The sequence below is a fragment of the Pseudomonas sp. NPDC089408 genome, assembly GCF_044749445.1.
Taxonomy (GTDB): Bacteria; Pseudomonadota; Gammaproteobacteria; order Pseudomonadales; family Pseudomonadaceae; genus Aquipseudomonas.
The window spans coordinates 104464-128458 of sequence record NZ_JBIVHY010000014.1; the positions used below are offsets into that span (position 1 = coordinate 104464).

Consider the following 23995-nt stretch of genomic DNA (forward strand, 5'->3'; position numbering starts at 1 on the left):
AGACCGGTGGAATCCTGCCGTGCCGCCGGGCCGTCAGTCGGCCTGGGCTTGCAGCATCCACTGGCCATCCACTTCATGGGCCAGGCCGCTGGCCGGCAGCAGGGCCAGCAGGCGCGGGTGCAGGGTGGCTTCGGTGAAGGTCTTGAGGGTAGTCAGGTCCAGCGCGCCGATCAGGGTCAGGTCGGCCTTGGTGTACGACAGCCAGGCCTTTTTCAGCACCTGGGCAACGTCGCTGCCGGCGGTGCTGGCGAAGCGGCGGTGCCACTGTCGGCCTTCGAAGGTGAAGGTGTGCGCGTGGCTGTAGGTGCTCTGGTCGGCGCAGTCCAGGCAGCGGTGGCAGCGGCATGGGCCTTCGCCGAAGGCGTTGCGCAGGTAGCTGTTGAAGTCTACGACGGGCTTGAGGGACAGGCGTTTGTCGACATCGAACAGGTCGGCGATCAGGGGTTCTTCGGCGCTCACTCGGGATCCTCGTGTGGTGTGGCGTGCATCGGCGGGCACCCTAACAGATCGGGGCCTGCAGATCATCTTTTGCAGGGACTGCACAGTATTCAAAGGCTGTGTTGTACCTGTGAGAGCGGGTTCACCCGCGAAGAGGCCGGTAGAGACAACAGAGACCGCCTGCCGTACTCTACGCGCCCATACGCCAAACCCCCACTGAGGTAACCCCGCTTGAGCACCAAGTACCCGTACATCGCCACCGTCACCATCAGCGCCGAAGACCGCGGCGGGGATACCGAAGCTTCGGAAAACCCCAACATGCGCGTTGGCCTGGAGGCGGTGACCGAGACCCTGAAAAAGGTGCATTTCGTCGGTACGCTCGCGGCCCCCGAAAAGAATGCCACGCACATCTGCGTGACCCTGGAGAACGGCCTGACTTACTACGGCCCGATCGTCAACGGCCACGCCGAACTTGAAGGCGGCTGGATTGCCTTCGAGTCCGACATGCTTACCCCGGCTGAACTGGGCCTGTAAAACTCAGTTCAATTCCGCCAGGCACTGCTCGAGGATATCCAGGCCTTCTTCGAGCACCTCGGCCTCGATGGTCAGCGGTGCCAGCAGGCGAATGATGTGCCGTGCTTTACCGCTCGGCATCAGCAGCAGGCCTTTGGCCCGCGCCGCTTCCATCACCTTGGCCAGCTGCGCCGGGGCTGGGCTGCCATCGGCATTAACGAACTCGATGCCACGCATGGCGCCCACGCCGGTCAGGCGGCCGATGAACGGGCTAAGGCCTGAGGCCTTCCAGCGCTGGTGGCGACTGACGATGGCCTGCTCCTGGCGCTCACCCCAGGTGGCCACGTTCTCGTCGGTCATCTGCGCCAGGCTGGCCAGCGCCGCCGCGCAGGCAATCGGGTTGCCCGAGTAGGTGCCACCCAGGCCGCCCTTGGGCAGCGACGCCATCACGTCCTTGCGCCCGACCACCGCACCCAGCGGCATGCCCCCGGCAATGCTCTTGGCCAGCAGCAGCAGGTCGGGCTCGATCCCTAAGCGCGGGAAGGCGAAGCGCTGGCCGGTGCGGCCAAAGCCCGACTGGATCTCGTCGATGATGATCAGGATGCCGCGTTCGTCGCAGAAGCGGCGCAGGGCCTGTGCGAAGGCCGGGTCGAGGGCCAGGAAACCGCCTTCGCCCTGCACCGGTTCAAGAATGAACGCCGCCACATCTTCCACCGCCAGCTCGACGTTGAACAGACGGTCCATGGCTTTGAGCGCCTGTTCGCAGGTTACCCCGGTATCGGCGCTGGGGTAGGGCAGGTGGTACACCGGCCCAGGCAGTTCGCCGACCCGTTGCTTGTAGGGGGCGACCTTGCCGTTGAGGTTCAGGGTGGCCAGGGTGCGGCCGTGGAAGCCGCCGTCGAAGGCGATGATGGCGCGCTTGCCGGTGGCGCCACGGGCCACTTTCAGGGCGTTTTCCGCGGCTTCCGCGCCGCTGTTGGTGAGCATGCCGGCCAGCGGGTAGCTGACCGGTACGAACTGGCTCAGCTGCTCCATCAGGGCCAGGTACGGGCCATGGGGTGCGGCGTTGAAGGCGTAGTGAGTCAGGCGCGTGGCCTGGGCCTGGATCGCTTCGACCACGGCCGGGTTGCAGTGGCCCAGGTTGAGCACACCGATACCGCCGACGAAGTCGATGTAACGTTTGCCGTCAGTGTCCCAGACTTCGGCGTTGCGGCCATGGGAAAGTGTGATCGGGTGAACGATGGCAATGGATTGGCTGATACTTTCCTGGTTCATGGGCACGCGGGACCTTGTTCGAGTTTCTTATTATCCAAGCGTGTTGGCGGGTTCTTCCGCAAACGAATTATTCGATTGCGGTCATTCCATGGATTCGTGATCTGCCCTTTGATTTGTGTTGCCTTTGCCGGCCTCTTCGCGGGTGAATCGGATCGCCGCACCGCCGCTCCTACAGGGATCGCACAATGCCCAGGCCTGTGGTGATCCTGTAGGAGCGGGTTCACCCGCGAAGAGGCCGGATCAGGAAACATCAATCCCCCTCAGCCACCCGCTCCCGAATCCACTGCACAAAGGCCCGAATCTTGGGCACTTCGGCGGCATGCTCGGCATGTGCGATGAAGTGTCGGCCATTGCTCGCCACCGGGTGGTCCCAGGCCACCACCAGCTTGCCTTCGCTCAGTTCTTCGGCCACCAGGTAACGCGGAATCAGGGCAATGCCGCAACCGGCAATGGCCGCACGAATGCACAGGTAGAACGTGTCGAAGCGCGGCCCGTGGTAGCTATTCTGGCTGTGCAGGCCCAACCCCAGAAACCATTCGTGCCAGGCCTCCGGCCGCGACACGCATTGCAACAGGCGGTGCTCGGTCAGCGCCTGGGCGCTGTCGAAACGGTGGTTGGCCAGCAGCTGCGGGCTGCACACAGGCACTACCTCTTCGCTGAACAGCTCGATGCAAGTCGCCCCGGGCCAAGTGCCCTGGCCGAAGAAAAACGCAATATCGGCCTTGGACTGCACCAGGTCAAACGGCTCCAGCTCGTTGCGCACGTCCAGGTGAATGCGTGGGTAACGGTCGCCGAAACCCTTGAGCCTGGGCACCAGCCAGCGCGCGCCGAAGGTGGGCTGGGTGGCGATACGCAGTACTTCGGTTTCGTCGCCGTAGCTGAGGATGTAGCGGCTGGAAATGTCGATCTGGGTGAGGATCTTGTTCACTTCGGTGAGGTACAGCGCGCCGGCCGGTGTCAGGTGCAGGCGCCGGCGAATGCGCTGGAACAGCGAGTGCGAAAGCATGTCCTCAAGCTGCGCCACCTGCTTGCTGACGGCGCTCTGGGTCAGGTGCAGTTCCTGCGCCGCACGGGTGAAGCTGAGGTGGCGGGCGGCCGCTTCGAAGCACTGAAGGGCGGTGGTCGAAGGCATCAGGCGTTTGGACATGACGGGCAAATACCGAGCAAAAAAGGAAGAAGTTCATTCCAAAGAGGAATCATGTGGTTCGAAAAGGTCGTTTGTTGACCCCGGCCTATAGATTAATACTGACCTGGATCAACGATTACAACCGGTCATGCGAAGAGGAGGTCAGTACCCGCATTCGGCATCTGCAAAACAACAACAACGACTATCAGACATTTACAAGAATTCTGCTCCGACCTTCAGCCGCCACGCCGCGGCCGACCCATTCGAGGGTTCTTCATGGCTTCGCAAGACAATAAGAAACAGCGTTCGCTGCAACACGGCCTGACCTCGCGTCAGGTGTCCATGATCTCCATCGCCGGCATCATCGGTGCCGGCCTGTTCATCGGCTCGTCCAACGCCATCGCCACCGCCGGCCCGGCCATCCTCATCTCCTATGCCATGACCGGCCTGCTGGTGTTACTGGTGATGCGCATGCTCGGTGAAATGGCCATCGCCAACCCCAACAGCGGCTCGTTCTCCACCTATGCCTCCGAGGCCATCGGACCGTGGGCCGGCTTTACCATCGGCTGGCTGTACTGGTGGTTCTGGGTGCTGATCATTCCGGTCGAGGCGATTGCCGGTGCCGATATCCTGCATGCCTACTTCCCCGGCGTGCCGTCGTGGCTGTTCGCCTTCCTGATCATGCTGGTGCTGTCCGGCACCAACCTGGTCAGCGTGAAGAACTTCGGCGCCTTCGAATATTGGTTCGCGCTGGTCAAGGTGGTGGCGATCATCGGCTTCATCGGTGTCTGCACCCTGGCGGTGTTTGGCTTCTGGCCGCTGGCCGAGGTGTCCGGGGTTAGCCGGCTGTGGGACACCGGCGGCTTCATGCCCAATGGCTTCGGCACTGTGCTGGGTGGCGTGCTGATTACCATCTTCTCGTTCTTCGGCGCCGAGATCGTCACCATCGCTGCTGACGAAACCGCCAACCCGAAAGACAAGATCCGCCGCGCCACCAACCTGGTGGTGTACCGCATCGCCATCTTCTACCTGGCGTCGATCTTCCTGGTGGTGTCGCTGGTAGCCTGGAACGACCCGGCGTTGAAAGCGGTCGGTTCGTTCCAGCGGGTGCTGGAAGTGCTGAACGTGCCGGGTGCCAAGCTGCTGGTCGACCTGGTGGTGCTGGTGGCCGTGACCAGCTGCATGAACTCGGGCCTGTACACCGCTTCGCGCATGCTTTATTCGCTGGGTGCCCGTGGCCAGGCGCTGAGCGTGACCAAGCGCATCTCCGGCTCGGGCGTGCCGACTGTGGCGGTGATCTTCTCCACCCTGGCGGGCTTTGCCGGTTGCCTGGTCAACTATGTGTTCCCGGGCAAGGTATTCGGCTTCCTGTTGTCTACCACCGGTGCCATCGCCTTGCTGGTGTACCTGGTGATTGCCGTGTCGCAACTGCGCATGCGGGCCCGTGCCGAGCGCGAAGGGCGCCCGCTGGAGCTGAAGATGTGGCTGTTCCCGTACCTGACCTGGCTGGTGATCGGCACCATTGCCCTGGTGCTGGGCTACATGCTGTTCAGCGATGCCTACCGCTATGAAACGCTGATGACCGCGGGTGTGACCGCATTCATCCTGCTGGTTTCGCTGACCCAGCGGCGCGCCAAGGTGGTTGCCCAGACCGCCTGATGTTTCTGCTTTAATGGGGGCGTTGCGCGCCCCCCTATCTATAAGCACAGGAAGCGTATGAACGACCACACCCTTTCCCTGCAGGCCCTGGCGGCGCCTGAAGGTACCTGCTACGGCTGCGGCTGTTCTCACCCCAGCGGCCTGCACCTGCAAAGCCATTGGGACAACGACGGCATCCACCTGGTGTGCCGGCATGCACCTGACAGCACCTTTATTGGCTGGCCCGGCCTGGTGTATGGCGGCCTGCTGGCGATGCTGGTCGATTGCCATTCCAACTGGACGGCCATGGCTTACCACTACCGTCACGAAGGCCGCGAGCCGGGTAGCCTGCCGCGAATCGACTGCGTCACCGGCACGCTCAACCTGACGTACCTGAAACCTACGCCAATGGGTGTCGAGCTGTTGCTCAAGGCGCGCGTGGAGGGTGAAGTGGGGCGCAAGAGCCGGGTGATCTGCGAAGTGTGGGCCGACGATGTGCTGACCGTGACAGCCGACTCGGTGTTTGTCCGCGTCGATACCGAAAAGCTCAAGCTCAAGGCCCACGGCCAGGCCTGAGCTTCCAGCGCTGATAAGCGGTCGGTGATGGTCAGCGGCCGGGGATGTCTTTAGAGTGACAGGTTCATTCCCAGGCAAGGTTGATCATGACCGATCTCAGTGCGTTCCCCATCACCCGCAAGTGGCCCGCCAAACACCCCGAACTGCTGCAGTTGTATTCGCTGCCAACGCCTAACGGCGTCAAGGTTTCGATCATGCTCGAAGAGATCGGCCTGGCCTACGAGCCGCACAAGGTCAGCTTCGACAATGACGACCAGCTCAGCCCAGCGTTCATCTCGTTGAGTGCCAACAACAAGATCCCGGCCATCCTCGACCCCAACGGGCCGGGCGGCCAGCCGTTGCCGCTGTTTGAGTCGGGCGCGATCCTGCAGTACCTGGCGGAGAAGAGCGGGCAGTTGCTGAGCCAGGACCCGGCCCAGCGTTACCAGACCCTGCAGTGGTTGATGTTCCAGATGGGCGGCATCGGGCCGATGTTCGGCCAGGTCGGTTTCTTCCATTTCTTTGCTGGCAAGGAATATGAAGACAAGCGCCCGCGTGACCGTTATGTGAACGAGTCCAAGCGTTTGCTTGGCGTGCTGGACCGGCACTTGAACGGCCGGGAGTGGATGGTCGACGCGTACAGCATCGCCGATATTGCGATCTTCCCGTGGGTGCGTAACCTGGTGGAGCGGTACAACGCCCGCGATTTAGTGGGCTTTGATCAGTTCACGAACGTGCAGCGGGTGCTGGCGAAGTTCCTTGAGCGGCCGGCGGTGCAGCGGGGCCTGAAAGTTCCGGGCTGATCAGGTAAACCCGCTCTCATAGAATTGCACATAACTCATTGAGTTAGCAGGGACACTATGGGAGCGGTTTTAGCCGCGAACACCGGCGCAGCCGGTGCCATGCACCGCGTTGGATTCTTCGCGGCTAAAGCCGCTCCCACAGGGTATGGTGTGCACATTCAGAAAATCTGGGTCAGCAGCCAGTACAGGCTCCCTGCCAACAGCATCGCCGCCGGCAGGGTCAGCACCCAAGCCATCAGCAAATTGATCAGCGTGCGTTTGTGAACGCCCGAACCATTGGCCACCATGGTCCCGGCCACGCCGGAACTCAGCACATGTGTCGTCGACACCGGCAACCCGAACATATCCGCTGCGCCAATGGTGCACATCGCCACCACTTCGGCCGAAGCGCCTTGTGCATAGCTGAGGTGCGTCTTGCCAATCTTCTCGCCCACTGTCACCACGATGCGCCGCCATCCCACCAGGGTACCCAGCCCCAACGCGATGGCCACGGCCACCTTTACCCACAGCGGGATGTAGCGCGTGGCGTCATCCAGTTGGGTCTTGAACAGTTGCAATTGGCCGCGGGTGTCGGCATCGAACGCGACCAGCCGGTTTTTTTCGATCAGGCGGATGGCTTCACTGGTCAGGTACATGTCATTGCGTACATTCGCCATGGCTTCGGCCGGCACGCGCTTGATCGAACCATAGCCTTTGACCTGCTCGCCGATCACCCCGGTCAACGCTGCCAGCGCCGGTACCAGTTGCGGGCTGACCTTGGGGGCGGCGATGAACAGCGTCAGTACCTGGCGCGGGTCGGCCGGTGCCGGATGCGGGTCGCTGCGTACCAGCGCCTGGCGGGTCACCTCGGCGACGGCGGAAAACTGCAGGGCCTGCTCGTTGGGCATGGTCTTGTTCAGTGCATACGCCATGGGCAGGGTGCCGACCAGGATCAGCATGATCAGGCCCATGCCTTTCTGGCCGTCGTTGGAACCGTGGGCAAACGACACCCCGGTGCAAGTCAGGATCAACACAGAGCGGATCCACCATGGCGGCGGGGTCCGGACTTCCGGCGCCTGGTACAGCGCCTTGCGCTTGACCAGCGCGCGCAGGGCCAGCAGCAGCAGGGCAGCGCAGGCAAACCCGATCAGTGGGGAGAACAACAGGGCATAACCGACCTTGCTGGCCTGGCTCCAGTCCACGCCGCTGGTGCCGTCACGCCCGTGCATCAGTGCATTGGCCACGCCCACGCCGATGATCGAACCGATCAGGGTGTGCGAGGATGATGCCGGCAGGCCCAGCCACCAGGTGCCGAGGTTCCAGATAATCGCCGCCAGCAACAGGGCGAAGACCATGGCAAACCCGGCGGATGAGCCGACCTGCAGAATCAGCTCGACCGGCAACAGCGCGATGATGCCGAACGCCACTGCGCCGCTGGAAAGCAGCACCCCGAGGAAATTGCACAGCCCGGACCACACCACGGCCACCGGCGCCGGCAACGAATGGGTGTAGATCACCGTGGCAACCGCATTGGCGGTGTCATGAAAGCCATTGACGAATTCGAAGCCCAGGGCAATCAGCAGCGCCAGGCCCAATAGCAGGAAGGGTGTGACCGTGGTGATTACTGTGCCGCTGGCGGTCACGTCTTGCTTGAGGCTCCAGGCGGTGTAGGCAATGCCGGCCAGTAGCAGGCCGAAGAACAGCAACAAGGTGGCGCGCCCTGGCTTCTGGCCAAGTTGTGGGCGTGAATCGCATTGGGCCAGTTGCGCCTGGCTGGCCAGTGACGGGGTTGCCATGGGGGCTCCGGTCGGCGTTGGGAGAAAGTGCCGAAGGCCTTGAGCATAGAAACAATTGGTAACCCGACCGTGACCTCGATCAATGAATTATCTAGGCTCAAGACAGACGGTAAGGGCAGGAGATAGTCATGATTTGCTGCAAGCGCGTCTATGACGCGGCTGCAAAGGAGGATGGCCAGCGCGTGCTTGTCGATCGCCTGTGGCCGCGCAACAAGCGCAAGGAAGACCTGCACGGGCAGTGGTTGCGAGAAGTGGCACCTTCGGCGCAATTGCGTAAGGCGTTTCACCAGGGCAAGGTCGATTTTGCCGGTTTTACCCAACACTACCGGCAGGAGCTGGCCGCTCATCCGGAGTATTGGTATCCACTGCTGGACATGGCGGGAAAGGGGAGGCTGACCCTGCTCTATGCTGGCAAGGATACCGAGCACAACAATGCCCGGGTGCTGGCTGACTGGTTGGAAGACGAGCTGGACAGGCGCGGGCCTGGAAGTTCGCCGGTGTGTTATGCCAATGAGCCTTGATTTTTTTCCCTGCTGTATTGGCCATTGTAGGAGCGGCCTTGTGTCGCGATAGGGCCGCAGAGCGGCCCCAGCAATTTGTGCGTTAAGGCGAAGATCCCGGGGCTGCTTTGCAGCCCTATCGCGACACAAGGCCGCTCCTACAAAGGTCTCCCCGCGCCCGAGAGCCGAAATAACCATGCCCCTACAACTAACCCCCGCCACCGCCAGCCACTGCACCTTCGCCCGCAACCTCACTCGCCGGGCCATGCTGCCTTACTACCGCGAGTTCGACCTGCTGTGGATCGAGGAAGCCTTTGACGAGGCCTGGGGCTGGCGCGAGCAGTGGTTGGTGACTGAGGGCGACACCATGCTGGGCTTCTGTAGCCTCAGCCAGGACCGCCAGGCATTGTTCATCCGCGAGTTGCACCTGTTACCCGAGCACCGTGGGCGCGGGGTTGGCAGCTGGGTGCTGAAGCAGTTGGCGCTATGGGCCAGGCAGAGGCGCTTGCCGTTGTTGCGCCTGATGGTGTTCCGCAGCAACCCGGCCCGCTTGCTGTACCAGCGCCATGGCTTCGTCGAAATGGGTGAAGACGGTTGTTTCGTGCGGATGCAGCGAGCAATCAGATAATAGCGAAATGATGGCTTGTCGCGGCCAAAGCGCATGGGCATAGTGGATCCAAACATTCAGGACCACTTTCGGTCGTGCATGAGCAATGTCAGGAAAGAGGAGCAGCCCATGAATGGAATCGGTCCGCGACTGCGAGAAGAACGTGAGCGACTGGGCATGACCCAGCGCGTATTTGGTGATATTGGCGGGGTCGAACCCAACGCCCAGGGCAAGTACGAAAGCGGCGAACGTACGCCCCGGATCGATTATCTGGCAGCGTTGGCGGCCAAGGGCGTGGATGCGCTGTACGTGCTCAGTGGCATTCGCTCGCCGGCACCGCTCGAAGGTTTGAGTGCGGACGAGTCCGGTTTGCTGGGGGCTTTCCGGCAGTTGTCGTTCGACGATCAGGCGGCGCTCTGGCACCTGCTCGGGCGCCTGGTTGGCCAGGATAAAGCCCAACAAAAAGTGCGTCCTCTCACACTTGAGCGTCAGACGCTTCTTACAGAGGTAATGCGTTAGGCCCACCGTGAAAAATTTTGTTAAGGTGGCGGGATCCAATCGCCCTGTTAACGAGGTGTGTGCTTGATTAGGGTCTTAGTGGTCGATGATCACGATCTGGTACGAACCGGTATTACACGCATGCTGGCCGACATCGATGGCCTGCAGGTGGTGGGTGAGGGCGATTCGGGTGAGTCGGCGCTCAAGCTGGCCCGTGAGCTGAAACCGGACGTGGTGCTGATGGATGTGAAAATGCCCGGCATCGGCGGCCTGGAGGCTACCCGTAAACTGCTGCGCAGCCACCCGGACATCAAGGTGGTTGCCGTGACCGTGTGCGAGGAAGACCCGTTCCCCACGCGCTTGTTGCAAGCCGGCGCTGCTGGCTACCTGACCAAGGGCGCAGGCCTTGATGAAATGGTCCAGGCGATCCGCCTGGCGTTTGCCGGCCAGCGCTACATCAGCCCGCAGATTGCCCAGCAACTGGCGCTGAAACCGTTCCAGCCGCAGGGCTCGCCGTTCGACGCGTTGTCCGAGCGGGAAATCCAGATTGCCCTGATGATTGTCGGCTGCCAGAAAGTGCAGATCATCTCCGACAAGTTGTGCCTCTCGCCCAAGACCGTCAATACTTACCGGTATCGGATCTTTGAAAAACTCTCGGTCACCAGCGACGTCGAACTGACCTTGCTGGCCGTTCGCCACGGTATGGTTGACGCAAGCCTGTAAAAACCTCATGTCCCAAGTCTTTGATGCCAGCGCATTCCTGGCAACCTGCAGCGGTCGCCCGGGCGTTTACCGGATGTTCGACGGCGAAGCCCGGCTGCTTTACGTGGGCAAGGCCAAGAACCTGAAGAAGCGGCTTGCCAGCTATTTCCGCAAGACCGGCCTGGCGCCCAAGACCGCTGCGCTGGTTGCGCGCATCGCCCAGGTCGAAACCACCATCACCGCCAACGAAACCGAGGCGTTGTTGCTGGAGCAGAACCTGATCAAGGAATGGCGGCCGCCGTACAACATCCTGTTGCGCGATGATAAGTCCTACCCTTACGTGTTCTTGTCCGACGGTGAGTTCCCGCGTCTGGGCATCCACCGTGGGGCGAAAAAGGCCAAGGGCCGCTATTTCGGCCCATACCCCAGCGCCGGTGCCATTCGCGAAAGCCTCAGCCTGCTGCAAAAGGCCTTTTCCGTACGCCAGTGCGAGGACAGCTACTACGCCAACCGTACCCGGCCGTGCCTGCAATACCAGATAAAACGCTGCAAAGGGCCCTGCACCGACCTGGTCAGTGCCGAGGAATACGCCGAGGACGTGCGCCACTCGGTCATGTTCCTGGAAGGCCGCAGCCAGCAACTGGGCAACGAGCTGAATGCCGAGATGGAAAAGGCCGCCATGGCCCTCGATTTCGAAAAGGCTGCCGAGTTGCGCGACCAGATTGCCCTGCTGCGCCGTGTGCAGGACCAGCAGTACATCGAAGGCGGCAGCGGCGATGTCGACGTCATTGCGGCTTTCGTCAACCCGGGTGGCGCCTGCGTGCACCTGATCAGCGTGCGCGGCGGGCGGGTACTGGGCAGCAAGAACTTCTTCCCGCAGGTCGGCATCGAGGAGGAGGTGGCCGAGGTCATGGCCGCGTTCCTCTCGCAGTACTACCTGGGCAACGCCGAACGCGAACTGCCTGGCGAGTTGATCGTCAACGTGGTTCACGAAGACTTTGACGCCATCACCGAGGCACTGCACACCCTGCGTGGCCGCGAACTGACTATCAGCCACCGGGTACGCGGCACCCGCGCCCGCTGGCAGCAGCTGGCAGTGACCAACGCCGAGCAGGCGCTGAATGCGCGCCTGGCCAACCGCCAGCACATGGCCGCGCGTTTCGAGGCGCTGGCCGAAGTACTGGGCCTGGATGAGGTGCCGCAACGCCTGGAGTGTTACGACATCAGCCATTCCAGCGGCGAAGCCACCGTGGCCAGCTGCGTGGTGTTCGGCCCCGAAGGCCCGCTGAAGTCCGACTACCGGCGCTTCAACATCGAAGGCGTCACTGCCGGTGACGACTATGCCGCCATGCACCAGGCGCTGACCCGCCGTTACGGGCGCATCAAGGACGGTGAAGGCAAGCTGCCCGACGTGCTGCTGGTGGACGGCGGCAAGGGCCAGTTGAACATGGCCCGCGACGTGATGCAGGAGCTGGGTTTCACCGACCTCACGCTGCTCGGCGTGGCCAAGGGCGTGACGCGCAAGGCCGGTTTCGAAACCCTGTACCTGAACGACGTGCACCACGAATTTACCCTCAAGGGCGACTCGGCAGCCTTGCACCTGATCCAGCAGATCCGCGACGAAGCCCACCGTTTTGCCATCACCGGCCACCGCGCCCGCCGTGGCAAGGCCCGCCGGGTGTCGAGCCTGGAGGATGTCGCCGGGGTAGGGCCGAAGCGCCGGCGCGACCTGCTGAAACATTTCGGCGGCTTGCAGGAGCTCAACCGCGCCAGTATCGATGAGATCGCCAAAGCCCCCGGCATCAGTAAAAAGCTTGCCGAATCAATTTATGCCAGCCTGCATAGCGAGTAGAATGCCGGGCTCAACTTGCGGCCAGTCGTACCGATGAATATTCCAAACCTGCTCACCGTTCTACGCGTCCTGCTTATCCCGATTTTCATTCTGCTGTTCTACATGCCGTATCACTGGAGCTACATGGCCGCCAGCAGTGTGTTCGCCGTTGCTGCCGCCACCGACTGGCTGGACGGCTACCTGGCGCGTCGCCTGCAGCAGAGCACGCCGTTCGGGGCCTTCCTCGATCCGGTGGCCGACAAGCTGATGGTGGCGGTGGCCCTGGTGCTGCTGGTGCAGACCCACGCCAACTTTTGGCTGACCCTGCCGGCGGCGGTAATCATCGGCCGCGAGATCGTGGTATCGGCGCTGCGCGAGTGGATGGCCGAACTGGGCGCGCGGGCGCATGTGGCGGTGTCCAACCTGGGCAAATGGAAGACCGCGGCGCAAATGCTGGCGCTGGTGATTCTGCTGGCCAACCCGCCGGCGGTGACGTTCTGGGTAATCCTCGGTTATGGCTTGCTGCTGGTGGCAGCGGGGCTGACGCTGTGGTCGATGGTGCACTACCTGCTGGCCGCCTGGCCGCATCTGCGCGAAGGCTCGGAACAGAAATAAAAGTTTTTTTGAATCAAGGGGTTGACGCGGTTTTGGAAATCGCTAGAATGGCACCCATCACGACGCGGGAATAGCTCAGTTGGTAGAGCACGACCTTGCCAAGGTCGGGGTCGCGAGTTCGAGTCTCGTTTCCCGCTCCAGTTATAGATCTACAGAGTTCCATGGAAGTCTGTAAGTCGTTGAAAAAAGGGCCTTAGGGCCCTTTTTTCGTTCCAGCGGAAACCACCGAAAACCGGCAGTATCCGGGAAATTTAAGGCCAGATTTGAGGCCAGAATTGGAAATGCCCCAATTCGCTTTTCCGGTGGAGCTTGGTGGAGCACGAGACGAGCATTTGGCCTCTGACAGGTTCAGGAGGTCACCATGGCACTCTCGGAGATGGCGATTCGGCACGCCCGAGTCACTGGGAAGGACTATACGCTCGCTGACAGCGATGGCCTGATTCTTCACATCACCGCGCAGGGCGGGAAGATCTGGCATTTCCGTTACTACTGGGCCGGCAAGCAGAAGCGCATGTCGTTTGGTAGTTATCCGCAGCTCGGTTTACGGGGTGCGCGGACGAAGCGTGATGAAGCCCGGGCGCTGATCGCTCAGGGTACCAATCCCAGCGAACAGCGTAAGCAGCAGCGCCTGGCGGTTCGCCTCTCCAGCGATCATGCCTTCGAGGTCGTGTTCAACCAGTGGATCGCCTTTCGCCGCCTGAGTCTCAAGGAAGGCCGGCAGAGCACGCTGTCGCAAATTTTGCGCATCTTCAGCAAAGATATTCTTCCCTACCTCGGTGACCGCTCCATCTACGACGTCAGTCGTCATGTGCTCATGGGGGTGCTGGACCGCATCGAGTCTCGTGGCGCGTTCACCACCGCAGAAAAGTGCCGCACCTGGCTCAATCAATTGTTCCGCTACGCGCTTGTGCGCGTAGCGGGGCTTGAGCACAACCCCGCTGCAGACCTGGATGTGGTGGCGATGCCCAAGCCACCTGTAGAGCACAATCCTTTCCTGCGCATGGATGAGTTGCCTCAACTTCTGAACAAGCTGCGCGGCTATCATGGTGGGCAGCAGACCCTGTTGGGCATCTGGCTATTGTTGCTTACCGGAGTGCGCACCGGTGAGCTGCGTTTGGCCTCGCCGGATCAATTCGACCTGGAGCGGCGGCTCTGGGTCATCCCGCCTGAGGTGGTCAAGCAGCTGCAGCTCAAGATGCGTAAAAGCCGCAGCCAGGCCTCCAAGGTGCCGCCCTACATCGTGCCGCTATCTGTCCAGGCGGTGGAGGTGGTGAGGCTGCTGCTCGATCGTGTGGTGCCTGCGCAGCGGCATTTGCTTGCCCATCGGAGTGACTTGAGCAAGCGGATCAGCGAGAACACGTTGAACAGTGCGCTGCGGCGCATGGGGTTCGCTGATCGACTCACCGGGCACGGTATGCGTGCCACTATCTCCACTGCGCTCAATGAGATCGGTTATCCGAAAGTCTGGATTGATGCTCAGCTTTCGCATGCTGATCCCGACAAGGTCAGTGCCTCGTATAATCATGCTGAGTATGTCGAGCAGCGCCGGGCCATGATGCAGGATTGGGCCAATCGCCTGGATCTCTGGGCTCTAGGGCATGCTCAGGCAGCAGGAGCCCCCTTGACAATCCGATTGGAAGGGACGGCTTCACAGCCGATGTCGACGAATGCTTTGCGGGTTGCAGCACCGTTGCAACATGTCTGTACTCAATCCGAGTCGCGAGCGGGACGGAAGGGCGGGAGAGCAAACTGGCGGCCGTCGCTCGAGTCGGACTCTCAGGTGCCAAGCCTTGAGGTCTCTGATATTCAAAAGGAACGTGCGCAGATGCTTGCTATCTACGAAGCGCCAACTAACCTTCCACTCCCCGCGTTCGCTCGTCTAGCAGGCAAGTCCCGTGACCAGATTAATCGTGATATCAAAGCACGCCGCATTCTCTCGCTCAGCCTGGGTAACCGGGGGCAGCGTATTCCTGATTGGCAGCTAGATCCCTTGAAGCACAAACTGGTGCTGGCAGTATTCGACGCCCTCCCTTCATTGGAGGCTTGGAGTGTCCACCGACTATTGAGTGAACCGCACGCTCAGTTACGCGGTAATTCTCCACATAGTGTTGTGACCCTAGAAAATTTTGACGAATTACTTAAGATTCTGACTGGTGAATGTTAGCGCTTATGTATTAATTAACAAGGTGTCGGAAAGGCTATCAATCCTCTGGGTAGTAAATCTCACTGCGTCTGCCTGCATGCAGCGCGCCGCCCAGTTCGTTTGACAGAAACACCATGCCATTTAGGAGGGTGCCGGGCAGAGTGGATTTTGGTGAACAGATCTCCGACCACATTCTATGCTTCATCCAACAGATTGTAGCGCTTAGCGAAGTTAGTATTCCAAAGCGTATGGTAAGACTATGCTGCCATTTTTTACTGAAGCGTGCACTCATATGTCCTCCCTAAAGGATAAGCGTCTAGCTGTTATTCTTTCTGGATTGCCAAGGATTTGGAGAACGACGTTGTTCTTCGAGTTTATTATGGCGTTGCCGAAGATTTTTTCGAATTTGGTGTGTGTGAATTCCATCGAGGGAAGTTGTATGTCAGCGCAAAGACCTGCGAGGTAGTCAGGGAGGCGTACATGCTCCGCGTAGTCAGTTTTTCCGTCCATGAATGGGTAAGCAAAAATATACTGTGGTTTATTTGGGTTCTTCACAATCCCCGACTGAGCTCGAGCAACGAGAAACAGCACAAAAGCTATATCGAATGCGACCTCATTGTATTTTTCGAATGTCGCATCTCGGTCGGTGATCCATCTGATGTAAGCCGGCTCTTTGAGCTGGTTAAGCGTCAAGAAGAGGAATGCAGCGAGCGTTGATGTCAACAACACCTGCCTCGCGAGTTTCGCATTGAATTTCTTGCGTTTCACTTCGGACGCAAAATCTCCCAACGCTTTATCAATTCGTTGCCAGTATTCTTTATCAATACCCGGTTCACTCAGCCAGGATGCGATCAGTTCCCGCATGTCGAGGCAAAACCCGTGAATATTATCGTCAGTGATGAAGTCTCGAAGCAGCTTCGACTCTCGCTCTACGATGAATGAGACGCTGAAGGCTACAGGGCAGTTGAGGTAGGAAATCAAGCCATCCGACGCCTGCCGGGTTTTCTTGAGATCCTTGGGAGCCACGTTGGCGATGTACTCCGAGAAATTCTTATCGGTGTCGTGCATCAGCGTGATGACGAACGAAAAGCTGTCGTTCGCCTTCTCCGTGTTCCCTACGCAGTAGTCCGAAAAAATATTCCAAGTTGCGTCTGGCGGGTACTGTTTGAACCAGGCCTGCATATCGCTAGTGAGCGAGGGGCTGTTGTCTGTGAGCAGCTTGAGTAGATCGAACATGCGTTTCCCTGCTGATGATGTGAAGATGCCATCCTAACAGCGGCAACAGAGAACGGTGCCAGCAAAGCTCAACGTGGTCGAGATTCACGAAGCGCTCCTACTTCTCACTGCCATCTCGGTCCCAGTCACCTCACCAGCGTATCCCAATCGCATCAGCAACAGTTTGATCCTCATCCTCACGGCGATGGACCTGGCCAAGGCCGACCCGTGGACGCTCCGGCAGAAATTCAGCGTGGTGGTGGAAAAGACTGCCCGCGAGCTCGCCGGCACACCGTGTCTGGAAATGGATGAGGCGGAGCCGCCGAAGCGAGATTTGCCGTAGCCGGATGTTTGGCAAGCAGTTGACCGAGCTGGCACCGATCAAGCAGGCGGTGGCCACCTACGCCGGCCGCGCAGCAGAAAAGCTCCGTGCCCAAGGATCAGTGTGCAAGCGCCTGCGAGTGAGCATCCGAACCGGAATGTTCAACCCGGACGAAGTGCGCCCCGCCCAGGGCGCCTTGGTGGAGTTGCCGTATCCGACCTTTGACACGTTGCTGATGACGCGGCTGGCCACCTATGCTGTCGAGCGGATCTACCGGCCCGGGTTCCGGTACAGCAAGGCCGAGGTGCTGTTGGTGGACCTGCGGCAGCCCGGCGAATTTTCTGAGGATTTGCTTGCGCTCAAGCAGCCAGTGGCGTGTGACCGGCTTATGCAGGTGATGGATGACATCAATCAGCGCTGGGGGAGGGGACGATGCGGAGCGCCAGTGTGCCGGCGACACCTGACTGGGGCATGAGGCGGGAGATGGTGAGTCAGTCGTACACAACGAGGATCCAGCAGTTGTGGGCGGTAAAGTGATGCTGCTGGCGTAGGAGGTGGGCAGTGCTAGAGATTGGCGGGCTGGTCAATGCGCTGGTTTGAAATTTTTCGTGTCCACCCCTTGACACAGAAATTAAATTAAGTAAATTTAATTTCTGTGTCAAGAAAAGCCGAGGTGGTACGAAATGGACATTTTTGGAAGCAAAGCCCAAAAATTACTAGGAGAAGCGCAAAATCTCCTTAACAGGGCCCATGAAGAGATGTCAAAAGACATCGAGGCATTGAAAGACAAGCAAATACAGACAGATGAGCGACTGGCTCGGATGGAGGCAAAGCACGATGAAGCAGCCCTAAAGATAGGTAAACTTCAAGAGTCTTTAGATGAGATTAGGGATAGCGCAATTCGAGGTGAGGTAGCAAGCGGTCAAAAGACCAAGGATGTAGCTCAGAAATTTGGGCTCTCACCTGCGCGAGTATCTCAAATTGCCCCTAGGCGTCGATATAACAACGGATAATAGTTGTAGTGTTGAGTCGTATTTCATCGGCTTGTCTCTCCGATGGAAGTTAGTTGATAATTATAGATCTTGGGCTGCCAAGGGTATGTCAAGCAGGGAGTGTTGCAGTGGATATCGAGCGACTTCAGGTTGAGGGTGGTTTCTTAGATGGCTTGGATCTCAAGTTTGCGCCAGGGCTAAACGTCATCATTGGTGCAAGAGGTACGGGGAAAACCTCTGTTATTGAACTCATAAGATATGCCCTTGGTGCTCGCAGTCATACCGCCGAAGCAAAAAACCGATCCCTTGACCATGCTAGGGCAGTTCTAGAAGGTGGAGAGGTCACGATAGTTTTAAACGATCTGATTGATGAAATCACCGTTTCGCGCGCCGCAGACGAGGACCAGCCGCGATCACCTGGACGGTTCGTGGCACCAATTGTTTTATCTCAGACAGAGGTCGAAACTCTTGGGCTGAGCGACGCAGGTCGCCTCTCTTTGATAGATGGATTCATTAATTCGCGTAGTGGGCTATCGGCAAATGAAGCGTCAGTGGTTAGCTCAATAAAAAGTATTTATAAAGAATTGCTTTCGGTTGATGCTGAGATTTTATCGCTCTCGGAAGAAGTTGTAAAAATCCCTAGCTTGATAGCACAGTTACAGCAGCAAGAGGGACAGCTTAAAGAACTTCAAGGTAATTCAATTGAAGTGTTTAAAAAACAAGCAGAGTCTTCCGCGCTCGCTGAGGAGTTGGCCGCAGCGTCAGCTAGGGAGGATGTCATTGCACGTTTTGAAAGCCACGCGTCTGAGTGGCGGAGCACGCTAGAAAGGCTGCTTGCGGAAGAGTACGGTCCAGACGCTTGGACCGGTGAGCCAAGTGCAGATCCAGTTGGCGATCTTCGGAATATTTACGGAAGTGCTATTAGAAAAATCACAGAGGCTTCGAAAGAATTTGAGCGCGTTGAGGCGCAATCGCGATTGCGAAGGGAGCAAATTTCTGCTGGCAATGTAGATATAGAACGCAAGGCTCGAGGATTACGTATGGAACTCGATAAGGTGTCTGAGGGAACAGGCGCGTTGAGCAGGAGTATCTCTATTATCAAGTCTCAGATAGCTCAGATCAATACCCGGTCTAATGTCTTAGACGAACGTAAAAAAAGGCTATCGACTCTTCGGGCACGGCGGGATGAAGCAGTAAACGAGCTTCAAAATATTAGGTTGGAACGTTTCAGTCTTCGCTGTGGTGTGGCGGAAAAAATTAACCAGTCTCTTTCACCTCATGTGAAAGTCGAAGTAGAGCAGTCTTCGCAACTAGGTGAGTATGCTAAGTCACTGACGGATGCACTTAAGGGAAGTGGTATCAAGTATAATGACCTAGCTCTAAGGATTGCTGAAAACCTTAGTCCCAGAGAACTTGTCAATATCGTTGATAATAGCGCATTCGAAGCACTATCTGAAATATTGGAGATACCAAAAGAACGTGCTGCGAGAGTAGTTGCGCAGTTTAGGGAGTTTGGTCTTGCAGATATACTGACTTGCGATATTCAAGATGATGTAAGCATGAGTCTGCTGGACGGAGTAGATTATAAGGAGGTATCTGCTCTGTCCGCCGGTCAACGTTGCACAGTTATTTTATCGATAGTCTTGCAGCACTCCGAAAGGGTTTTGATAATCGACCAGCCAGAAGACCATCTTGACAACGCTTTTGTGGCTAATACAATAATTAAAACGCTTAACAAGCGTAAGGGGCGTGGCCAGGTGATCTTGTCAACCCATAACGCTAATATTCCTGTTTTGGGTAAAGCGGATTTGATTGTTGAGTTGACGTCTGATGGGCGAAATGGATTTATTCAGGTGAATAAGCCTTTAACACATCCTGAGGCAGTGACCGCCATTAGCACTGTAATGGAGGGCGGCGTGGATGCATTTGATACTCGCGCTAAATTCTATAAAGATAATTCATTGTGATTACTCGTGAAGAGGCTACGGCCTCACTGGCTAGTGATTCAGTAGACAAAAGGTTGGAAGCTGCGCGGTATTTTTCGAAGGCTGCGGAGCCATCAGATTCGGCGTTGCTATCGCGGGCGCTTGCTAAAGAAAGCGCTCGATGGGTTAAGCGGGCTCTTGAACGAGCTCTAGATCGAATTCAGATTGGCCCCAAAAGGAATACAACAAAAGAGGTAGAATCAGTTGTTGAGGCTGACGAAGAACAGCTGTTGAGAGATTTAAGGGCGCAAGCTGTCGACGAGGTGTCACGAACAATTCTTCATGAGTTTTCACCCCTCATTGGATCTCTAAGGCTAGTAGCGGAGATGGAGGTAACTCAATATGAAAACTCTAGGACGAAGCATTGCGTTGAGCGTCTCAATGGATTGCTTGAAGCTGTTGGGAAGCTAAAAAAAGCGGCATCCACTCCTTCTTATAGTGAGTTTGATCTATCAGAGCTACTCGCTGAATGTATAGCGGTTTTGAATATACCTGATGATAAGATCATTATACGGGTTGCCGGCATTAGACCTTACATAGTCCAAGCTGATAGGTACTCACTTGGATTGGCGATCGATAACGGAATTAGAAATGCAATAGAAGCGGTTCAGGAATTTTCAACGGTCACTCCTGCGGAGATTTTGATAAATTGGGGGCCGGCTGGCTCTGAGAATTGGTTAGCGATTTTAGACTGCGGCCCAGGTTTTACTGGTAATCTAGATGAAGCTTTCAAGCTCGGCGTCTCGAATAAAGATGAGCATTTCGGCTATGGGCTTACAACTGCTCAGCTTTCGATGCGATCTATGGAGGGCGATGTGTATATCTCCAATAAATCTGAAGGTGGCGCCAGATTTGAATTGAGGTGGTACAGGAACTATGCAAGTACTATTCGTTGAAGATAATTCATCCTTCGCTGAGACCCTAACGTCGGTTGTAAGTAACAAACTTCCGGGGATATGTTGGGATTTAGTCGATAACTCTGGTTCGGCGGAAAAGCTGCTTGAAGAAAAGTTTTATGACTTGGTGATACTTGATCTCTGTATGCCAAATGTCACATCTGGACTTGAGAAGAGTGTGGAGTACGGTCAGCGACTGTTTTATTCTGTTCAGAAAGCCCTGCCTGGAACCCCGATTTATATTTTAACTGGCTCCGATCCTGATAGTTTCGCAACAGGGTTGTCGCGACACGGCGAAAGAATTAAGCTTTGGGGGGCGGAAAAGGAATTTCCCACTGTTTTATATTTCAAGAAAAATCAAGCGCCAGAGCTTGTAGAGGAACTTTCTCAGGTTTATGAAGAAATCTCGGCAGTTAATTCAATATCTATAAATACTCGCGGAAGATTTATTGAATTTACAAAAGGTCAAGATCGGGCGTTAAAGACTTTCGTGAGAAGTATGGGCGGGGTCGATAGTGTTTATTATCCATTGAGCGGCTTGTCGGGGTCTTTGGTTGGACGTGTCGAAGTCAGGGACGTACGATTGAATGTCATTGGTGCGTTTGTGGCAAAACTGGGCGCTGCCTCTAAGATCCAAAAAGAAGGCGAGTCTTACCTGCGCTATGTAAGATTGATGCCTATGAATACTTTCACGCCTTTGTTGTCTAAGATGGATAGAGGGCTCAAGGACAATAGTGCAATATTTTATACATTGGCTGAGGGGTTTAAAGAGAATCTGTTCGAGGTGATAAGGAGGGATAGTGATGTTGCACTCGAAGTGATTCAGCGAGTTCGTACTAGCTTGGACCGATGGGGTGCTGTGCGAGAAGTATCAAAGTGCACGGTTGGCGATGTGCGAAAAGCAAAGGTTAGCGATGAGGTTTTCGAGGATTTAGTAAAAAAATTCGGTCTAGATGAAGTCCGGAGTGTCGAAAATATCTCTATTAGTGCGTCGGTCTCTTGCATTCATGGTGACTTGCATGGCGGCAATGTCCTGGTAAATCAAGCTGGATTTCCAGTTTTAATCGATTTTGGTGATGTGGGCTCAAGTTATACAGGTTTGGACCCAATCACCCTTGAAATGAGCCTGATTTTCCATCCGGACTGCGTATTGTCGGGCGTTTCTAAGGAGATGATCTCAGTCTTGGAGCACTGGCCAAACATAGATTCATATATTCAAACAAATCCGTTTGGTCGTGTGGTTAAGTATTGTCGTGACTGGGCATACGATATAAGTGGAGACGATCGTTCAGTTCTGGCTGCTGGGTATGCGTTCGCTTTGCGACAACTGAAATATGAAACGGTTAGCCATGAAAAAACGCTTGCATTAATAAAGCGGATCTCGGAAGCATTGGTCGGAAGCTCACGATGAGTATCGCTGGAGGACATTGAAAGATAGTGGCTCTCATCTACTAAACGGAAGCTTGCTAGACCACTGCATCTCCAACACTGGCGTGCATGTGATTGACTGCCCAGTCGACTACAGCCAGAACGACCACATTCTGAACAGCGAGCTGCGTGCACGGGCGCTGGAGGTCAGAAACGTGAGCCAGTAGCCCACGTCCGATAACGTGGGCTGCCTTGCTGAGACCCATAGGCTTTTAGGGACGCGCGAGTCTGGCCAGAATCGCAGACGAGTCCTAATCAGAACGATCAACTTTCAGACGCCATAGGCAGCAACGTTAAAAAAGGGTTGTTGCCAGGAGGCTCTCCTAAAATTGCCCTGGGGTCGCTTAGCAAGTAGCCATTCAACGAGCTGGCGCTACGGGGGCCTCTAACTCTGCATGTCCAAATGTTCCGGCCATTGGGCGTCTTCAAATGTACATGCAGCTTCTCAAATTGACGTTGGAGGTGCCGCCAGGCCTCGCTTTGAGGGTCTGGTTTGACCAACTCTGGGTGTTCGGCGGCGAAGCGTTGAAAAATACCGGGCGTGACCAGAAAAAGAGTTCCGTCCACGGTGTGCAGCTTTGCCTTACGGTCGTTGATCACTAAGCGATGCGTATGGAGTCCTTCGCGCAGCCACTCGAGAAAGGCAAGCCCCAAGGCATCCTGGGGGGAGGCAGTGGCAGATTGGGGGCTTACAATGCTTGTTTCATTCTCGATTTCGTCAGGCTCCTCCAACAAGTCCATCAAATCGTCGAGATAGTCGGAATCCTGATTCGGGTGCTCGGGCGAGGCCTGTACTCTGTCTGGCACTGATTGCGGTCGATCCACTGCTGACTCGCTGGTTTCACTCGACGGCAGGGGATGCTCCATCATCGGCTCAACCGTGCCGCTGAAGCTGAGTGGCCGGGGTTCGTTGGCCCAAATCAGGCTGGGTTGCAGGCGGAGGAACGTGAAGCGATGCTGCCAGTCGCCGTCCGTGACAGTGGCGATCCAAACCGCCTTGCCTTCCGGTGACGCTTCCACCAATCCATGGGACTGCAGCTCATCGAACAAGGCGATGTTGGACGATGGGATACCGTCTACAGCCTGAGCCAGCAGATGCGCCCGCAGCCTGTCGGTAGTGGTCTTGCTGACCAGCCACAGGTGGTCTTCGGTGAGCCAGCCGGCCGCGCCGGGCTGGTTGAGCTTGAGCTCGTTCTTGACCAAGTGGCGCAGACCTGTCAGCAGATGATGCTGCAGCGAGTGCTTGGGCGCCTGCAAGGCCTTCGCGGGATTACCACCGATGTTTTGCGCGGTGGACACCCGGTCAGCTTGCAGCACCAATTCCCCGAGTGTGCCAGCGTGCTCGTAGTGGTCGGCGAGCAGGAACAGCAATTGGCCCCACAAATCGGGGGAATCGCTGAGCCAGTCGAGCAGGGCTGGCGGCAAGAGCTGCGTGTAGAGCAGCCCGGCCGCGGCGCCGTGCAGCTTGTAATCGCGGTCGGGGTTGTAGCGGAAACGGTAGGGCTGGTTTATAGGACCGTGCCAGGGGTGCCAGTGCTCTCCGCTTTGGTACTCCACCTGCAAATCGACGGCGATTTTGCCGATGTCATGGAGCAGGGCACCGTAGGCAATCGCGGCGCTCCAGGCATCGGCTTGGGCTGCCTGGTCTTCCGGTGCAGCACCGCTGGGAAGTAGATAGGATTGGCGTAGCTTCAAGCTGCAGGTCACCAGCTCCAACCCGTGATCGAGCATGCCCCCGGGATAGGCGTGATGATGGCTTTCGCTTGCCGGGAGTTGCTGTACGAAGCTGGCGTAGCGGCGGATGGGCTCGAGGTAGAGTCGATCAAACTGCGCTTCGGAGAGGGCCGTGTACTGCCAGATGCGTTCGAGCAGCTTTCTCCGGTGATCGGCGGCAAGTAGAGATTCGGCCGACTGGGGGAGCATGAAGCCCTCGGCGATGGGAGTGGGGGTGGGCTCTGCCGCCTCACCTTTTTTAAATGTTAACCACCAGCGTTTCATCGCATGACCTGCTGTTCGTTCGGGAGGTCCTTTTGCCTTTTCGGATAGAGCTCTTACCCTTGCGCCCCCTTCCATTGCCGCCGTTACCCTTTACCGCCTTGGCCCTTTTCACGCGTGTGATAATTCGAAGCCAGGTCCAT

At 57.4% G+C, this 23995-nt stretch carries 21 protein-coding genes, 1 tRNA gene and 1 pseudogene; 17 read left to right on the forward strand and 6 right to left on the reverse strand.

The window, feature by feature from the left end; all coding sequences use genetic code 11:
- Positions 1-33: 33 nt before the first annotated feature.
- The gene (locus ACIP02_RS20805) at positions 34-459 is read right to left on the reverse strand and encodes a hypothetical protein (RefSeq protein ID WP_400619946.1); all 426 of its coding nucleotides are present in this window, start codon (positions 457-459) and stop codon (positions 34-36) included.
- Between the two features lie 210 nt (positions 460-669).
- Between ACIP02_RS20805 and ACIP02_RS20810 the strand changes: the two genes are divergently transcribed.
- The gene (locus ACIP02_RS20810) at positions 670-972 is read left to right on the forward strand and encodes a hypothetical protein (protein WP_201199645.1); all 303 of its coding nucleotides are present in this window, start codon (positions 670-672) and stop codon (positions 970-972) included.
- A 3-nt stretch (positions 973-975) separates the two neighbouring features.
- Here the strand turns inward: ACIP02_RS20810 and ACIP02_RS20815 are convergent, their stop codons facing one another.
- Together ACIP02_RS20815 and gcvA are read right to left on the reverse strand one after the other, a co-directional pair.
- Complete coding sequence (locus ACIP02_RS20815; protein ID WP_400619949.1) at positions 976-2226, reverse strand: aspartate aminotransferase family protein; 1251 nt, start codon at positions 2224-2226, stop codon at positions 976-978.
- Positions 2227-2476: 250 nt separating this feature from the next.
- Complete coding sequence (gene gcvA, locus ACIP02_RS20820) at positions 2477-3373, reverse strand: transcriptional regulator GcvA (RefSeq protein WP_400619951.1); 897 nt, start codon at positions 3371-3373, stop codon at positions 2477-2479.
- A gap of 255 nt (positions 3374-3628) precedes the next feature.
- On the opposite strand from gcvA, the gene ACIP02_RS20825 reads away from it, so the two are divergent.
- The 3 genes from ACIP02_RS20825 (at position 3629) to ACIP02_RS20835 (ending at position 6348) form a co-directional block, all read left to right on the forward strand.
- Positions 3629-5011 (forward strand): amino acid permease, encoded by a 1383-nt coding sequence (locus ACIP02_RS20825; protein WP_400619954.1) that lies wholly within the window; start codon positions 3629-3631, stop codon positions 5009-5011.
- A 57-nt stretch (positions 5012-5068) separates the two neighbouring features.
- On the forward strand, positions 5069-5566 hold the full coding sequence (locus ACIP02_RS20830) for a PaaI family thioesterase (RefSeq protein WP_400619956.1): 498 nt from the start codon (positions 5069-5071) through the stop codon (positions 5564-5566).
- Between the two features lie 86 nt (positions 5567-5652).
- On the forward strand, positions 5653-6348 hold the full coding sequence (locus ACIP02_RS20835) for a glutathione S-transferase N-terminal domain-containing protein (RefSeq protein WP_400619958.1): 696 nt from the start codon (positions 5653-5655) through the stop codon (positions 6346-6348).
- A 158-nt stretch (positions 6349-6506) separates the two neighbouring features.
- On the opposite strand, the gene ACIP02_RS20840 is transcribed toward ACIP02_RS20835, so the two are convergent.
- A complete protein-coding gene (locus ACIP02_RS20840; RefSeq protein ID WP_400619961.1) occupies positions 6507-8123 on the reverse strand; it encodes an inorganic phosphate transporter in 1617 nt (538 codons plus the stop codon).
- 128 nt (positions 8124-8251) lie between these two features.
- Between ACIP02_RS20840 and ACIP02_RS20845 the strand changes: the two genes are divergently transcribed.
- The 8 genes from ACIP02_RS20845 (at position 8252) to ACIP02_RS20880 (ending at position 15040) form a co-directional block, all read left to right on the forward strand.
- The gene (locus ACIP02_RS20845) at positions 8252-8644 is read left to right on the forward strand and encodes a DUF488 domain-containing protein (protein WP_400619963.1); all 393 of its coding nucleotides are present in this window, start codon (positions 8252-8254) and stop codon (positions 8642-8644) included.
- Between the two features lie 175 nt (positions 8645-8819).
- Positions 8820-9251: a GNAT family N-acetyltransferase gene (locus tag ACIP02_RS20850; protein ID WP_400619966.1), complete on the forward strand. Its 432-nt coding sequence runs from the start codon at positions 8820-8822 to the stop codon at positions 9249-9251.
- A 108-nt stretch (positions 9252-9359) separates the two neighbouring features.
- Entirely contained in the window at positions 9360-9749 is a 390-nt protein-coding gene (locus ACIP02_RS20855; RefSeq protein WP_400619969.1) for a helix-turn-helix domain-containing protein, read from the forward strand.
- Positions 9750-9812: 63 nt separating this feature from the next.
- Positions 9813-10451 (forward strand): UvrY/SirA/GacA family response regulator transcription factor, encoded by a 639-nt coding sequence (gene uvrY / locus ACIP02_RS20860; protein WP_003251380.1) that lies wholly within the window; start codon positions 9813-9815, stop codon positions 10449-10451.
- Positions 10452-10458: 7 nt separating this feature from the next.
- Positions 10459-12282 (forward strand): excinuclease ABC subunit UvrC, encoded by a 1824-nt coding sequence (gene uvrC, locus ACIP02_RS20865; RefSeq protein ID WP_400619972.1) that lies wholly within the window; start codon positions 10459-10461, stop codon positions 12280-12282.
- 33 nt (positions 12283-12315) lie between these two features.
- Complete coding sequence (gene pgsA, locus ACIP02_RS20870; RefSeq protein WP_016711578.1) at positions 12316-12876, forward strand: CDP-diacylglycerol--glycerol-3-phosphate 3-phosphatidyltransferase; 561 nt, start codon at positions 12316-12318, stop codon at positions 12874-12876.
- Positions 12877-12940: 64 nt separating this feature from the next.
- Positions 12941-13016: transfer RNA gene (locus ACIP02_RS20875), tRNA-Gly, on the forward strand.
- A 221-nt stretch (positions 13017-13237) separates the two neighbouring features.
- Positions 13238-15040 (forward strand): tyrosine-type recombinase/integrase, encoded by a 1803-nt coding sequence (locus ACIP02_RS20880; RefSeq protein ID WP_400619975.1) that lies wholly within the window; start codon positions 13238-13240, stop codon positions 15038-15040.
- A gap of 267 nt (positions 15041-15307) precedes the next feature.
- On the opposite strand, the gene ACIP02_RS20885 is transcribed toward ACIP02_RS20880, so the two are convergent.
- Complete coding sequence (locus ACIP02_RS20885) at positions 15308-16255, reverse strand: GCN5 family acetyltransferase (protein ID WP_400619978.1); 948 nt, start codon at positions 16253-16255, stop codon at positions 15308-15310.
- 172 nt (positions 16256-16427) lie between these two features.
- Between ACIP02_RS20885 and ACIP02_RS20890 the strand changes: the two are divergent.
- The 5 genes and pseudogenes from ACIP02_RS20890 to ACIP02_RS20910 all read left to right on the forward strand — a co-directional run.
- Positions 16428-17093 (forward strand): annotated as a pseudogene (locus ACIP02_RS20890) (DUF4113 domain-containing protein); the annotation flags it as partial.
- A gap of 146 nt (positions 17094-17239) precedes the next feature.
- Positions 17240-17569: a hypothetical protein gene (locus ACIP02_RS20895; RefSeq protein WP_400619980.1), complete on the forward strand. Its 330-nt coding sequence runs from the start codon at positions 17240-17242 to the stop codon at positions 17567-17569.
- A gap of 107 nt (positions 17570-17676) precedes the next feature.
- Entirely contained in the window at positions 17677-19515 is a 1839-nt protein-coding gene (locus ACIP02_RS20900) for an AAA family ATPase (protein WP_400619983.1), read from the forward strand.
- Entirely contained in the window at positions 19512-20429 is a 918-nt protein-coding gene (locus tag ACIP02_RS20905; RefSeq protein ID WP_400619986.1) for an ATP-binding protein, read from the forward strand. The genes ACIP02_RS20900 and ACIP02_RS20905 overlap by 4 nt, the downstream gene beginning before the upstream one ends.
- Positions 20410-21840 carry a phosphotransferase gene (locus tag ACIP02_RS20910; protein WP_400619989.1) on the forward strand — a complete coding sequence of 477 codons (1431 nt, stop codon included), beginning with the start codon at positions 20410-20412 and terminating at the stop codon, positions 21838-21840. The genes ACIP02_RS20905 and ACIP02_RS20910 overlap by 20 nt, the downstream gene beginning before the upstream one ends.
- A 281-nt stretch (positions 21841-22121) precedes the next feature.
- On the opposite strand, the gene mobH is transcribed toward ACIP02_RS20910, so the two are convergent.
- Positions 22122-23855 (reverse strand): MobH family relaxase, encoded by a 1734-nt coding sequence (gene mobH, locus ACIP02_RS20915; protein ID WP_400619991.1) that lies wholly within the window; start codon positions 23853-23855, stop codon positions 22122-22124.
- Positions 23856-23995: the final 140 nt, after the last annotated feature.

Coding starts and splice junctions, on each gene's coding strand:
- ACIP02_RS20815 (WP_400619949.1), bottom strand. CDS start 2,226: ATGAACCAGGAAAGTATCAGCCAATCCATTGCCATCGTTCACCCGATC.
- gcvA (WP_400619951.1), bottom strand. CDS start 3,373: ATGTCCAAACGCCTGATGCCTTCGACCACCGCCCTTCAGTGCTTCGAA.
- ACIP02_RS20825 (WP_400619954.1), top strand. CDS start 3,629: ATGGCTTCGCAAGACAATAAGAAACAGCGTTCGCTGCAACACGGCCTG.
- ACIP02_RS20830 (WP_400619956.1), top strand. CDS start 5,069: ATGAACGACCACACCCTTTCCCTGCAGGCCCTGGCGGCGCCTGAAGGT.
- ACIP02_RS20835 (WP_400619958.1), top strand. CDS start 5,653: ATGACCGATCTCAGTGCGTTCCCCATCACCCGCAAGTGGCCCGCCAAA.
- ACIP02_RS20840 (WP_400619961.1), bottom strand. CDS start 8,123: ATGGCAACCCCGTCACTGGCCAGCCAGGCGCAACTGGCCCAATGCGAT.
- ACIP02_RS20845 (WP_400619963.1), top strand. CDS start 8,252: ATGATTTGCTGCAAGCGCGTCTATGACGCGGCTGCAAAGGAGGATGGC.
- ACIP02_RS20850 (WP_400619966.1), top strand. CDS start 8,820: ATGCCCCTACAACTAACCCCCGCCACCGCCAGCCACTGCACCTTCGCC.
- ACIP02_RS20855 (WP_400619969.1), top strand. CDS start 9,360: ATGAATGGAATCGGTCCGCGACTGCGAGAAGAACGTGAGCGACTGGGC.
- uvrC (WP_400619972.1), top strand. CDS start 10,459: ATGTCCCAAGTCTTTGATGCCAGCGCATTCCTGGCAACCTGCAGCGGT.
- pgsA (WP_016711578.1), top strand. CDS start 12,316: ATGAATATTCCAAACCTGCTCACCGTTCTACGCGTCCTGCTTATCCCG.
- ACIP02_RS20880 (WP_400619975.1), top strand. CDS start 13,238: ATGGCACTCTCGGAGATGGCGATTCGGCACGCCCGAGTCACTGGGAAG.
- ACIP02_RS20885 (WP_400619978.1), bottom strand. CDS start 16,255: ATGTTCGATCTACTCAAGCTGCTCACAGACAACAGCCCCTCGCTCACT.
- ACIP02_RS20895 (WP_400619980.1), top strand. CDS start 17,240: ATGGACATTTTTGGAAGCAAAGCCCAAAAATTACTAGGAGAAGCGCAA.
- ACIP02_RS20910 (WP_400619989.1), top strand. CDS start 20,410: ATGCAAGTACTATTCGTTGAAGATAATTCATCCTTCGCTGAGACCCTA.
- mobH (WP_400619991.1), bottom strand. CDS start 23,855: ATGAAACGCTGGTGGTTAACATTTAAAAAAGGTGAGGCGGCAGAGCCC.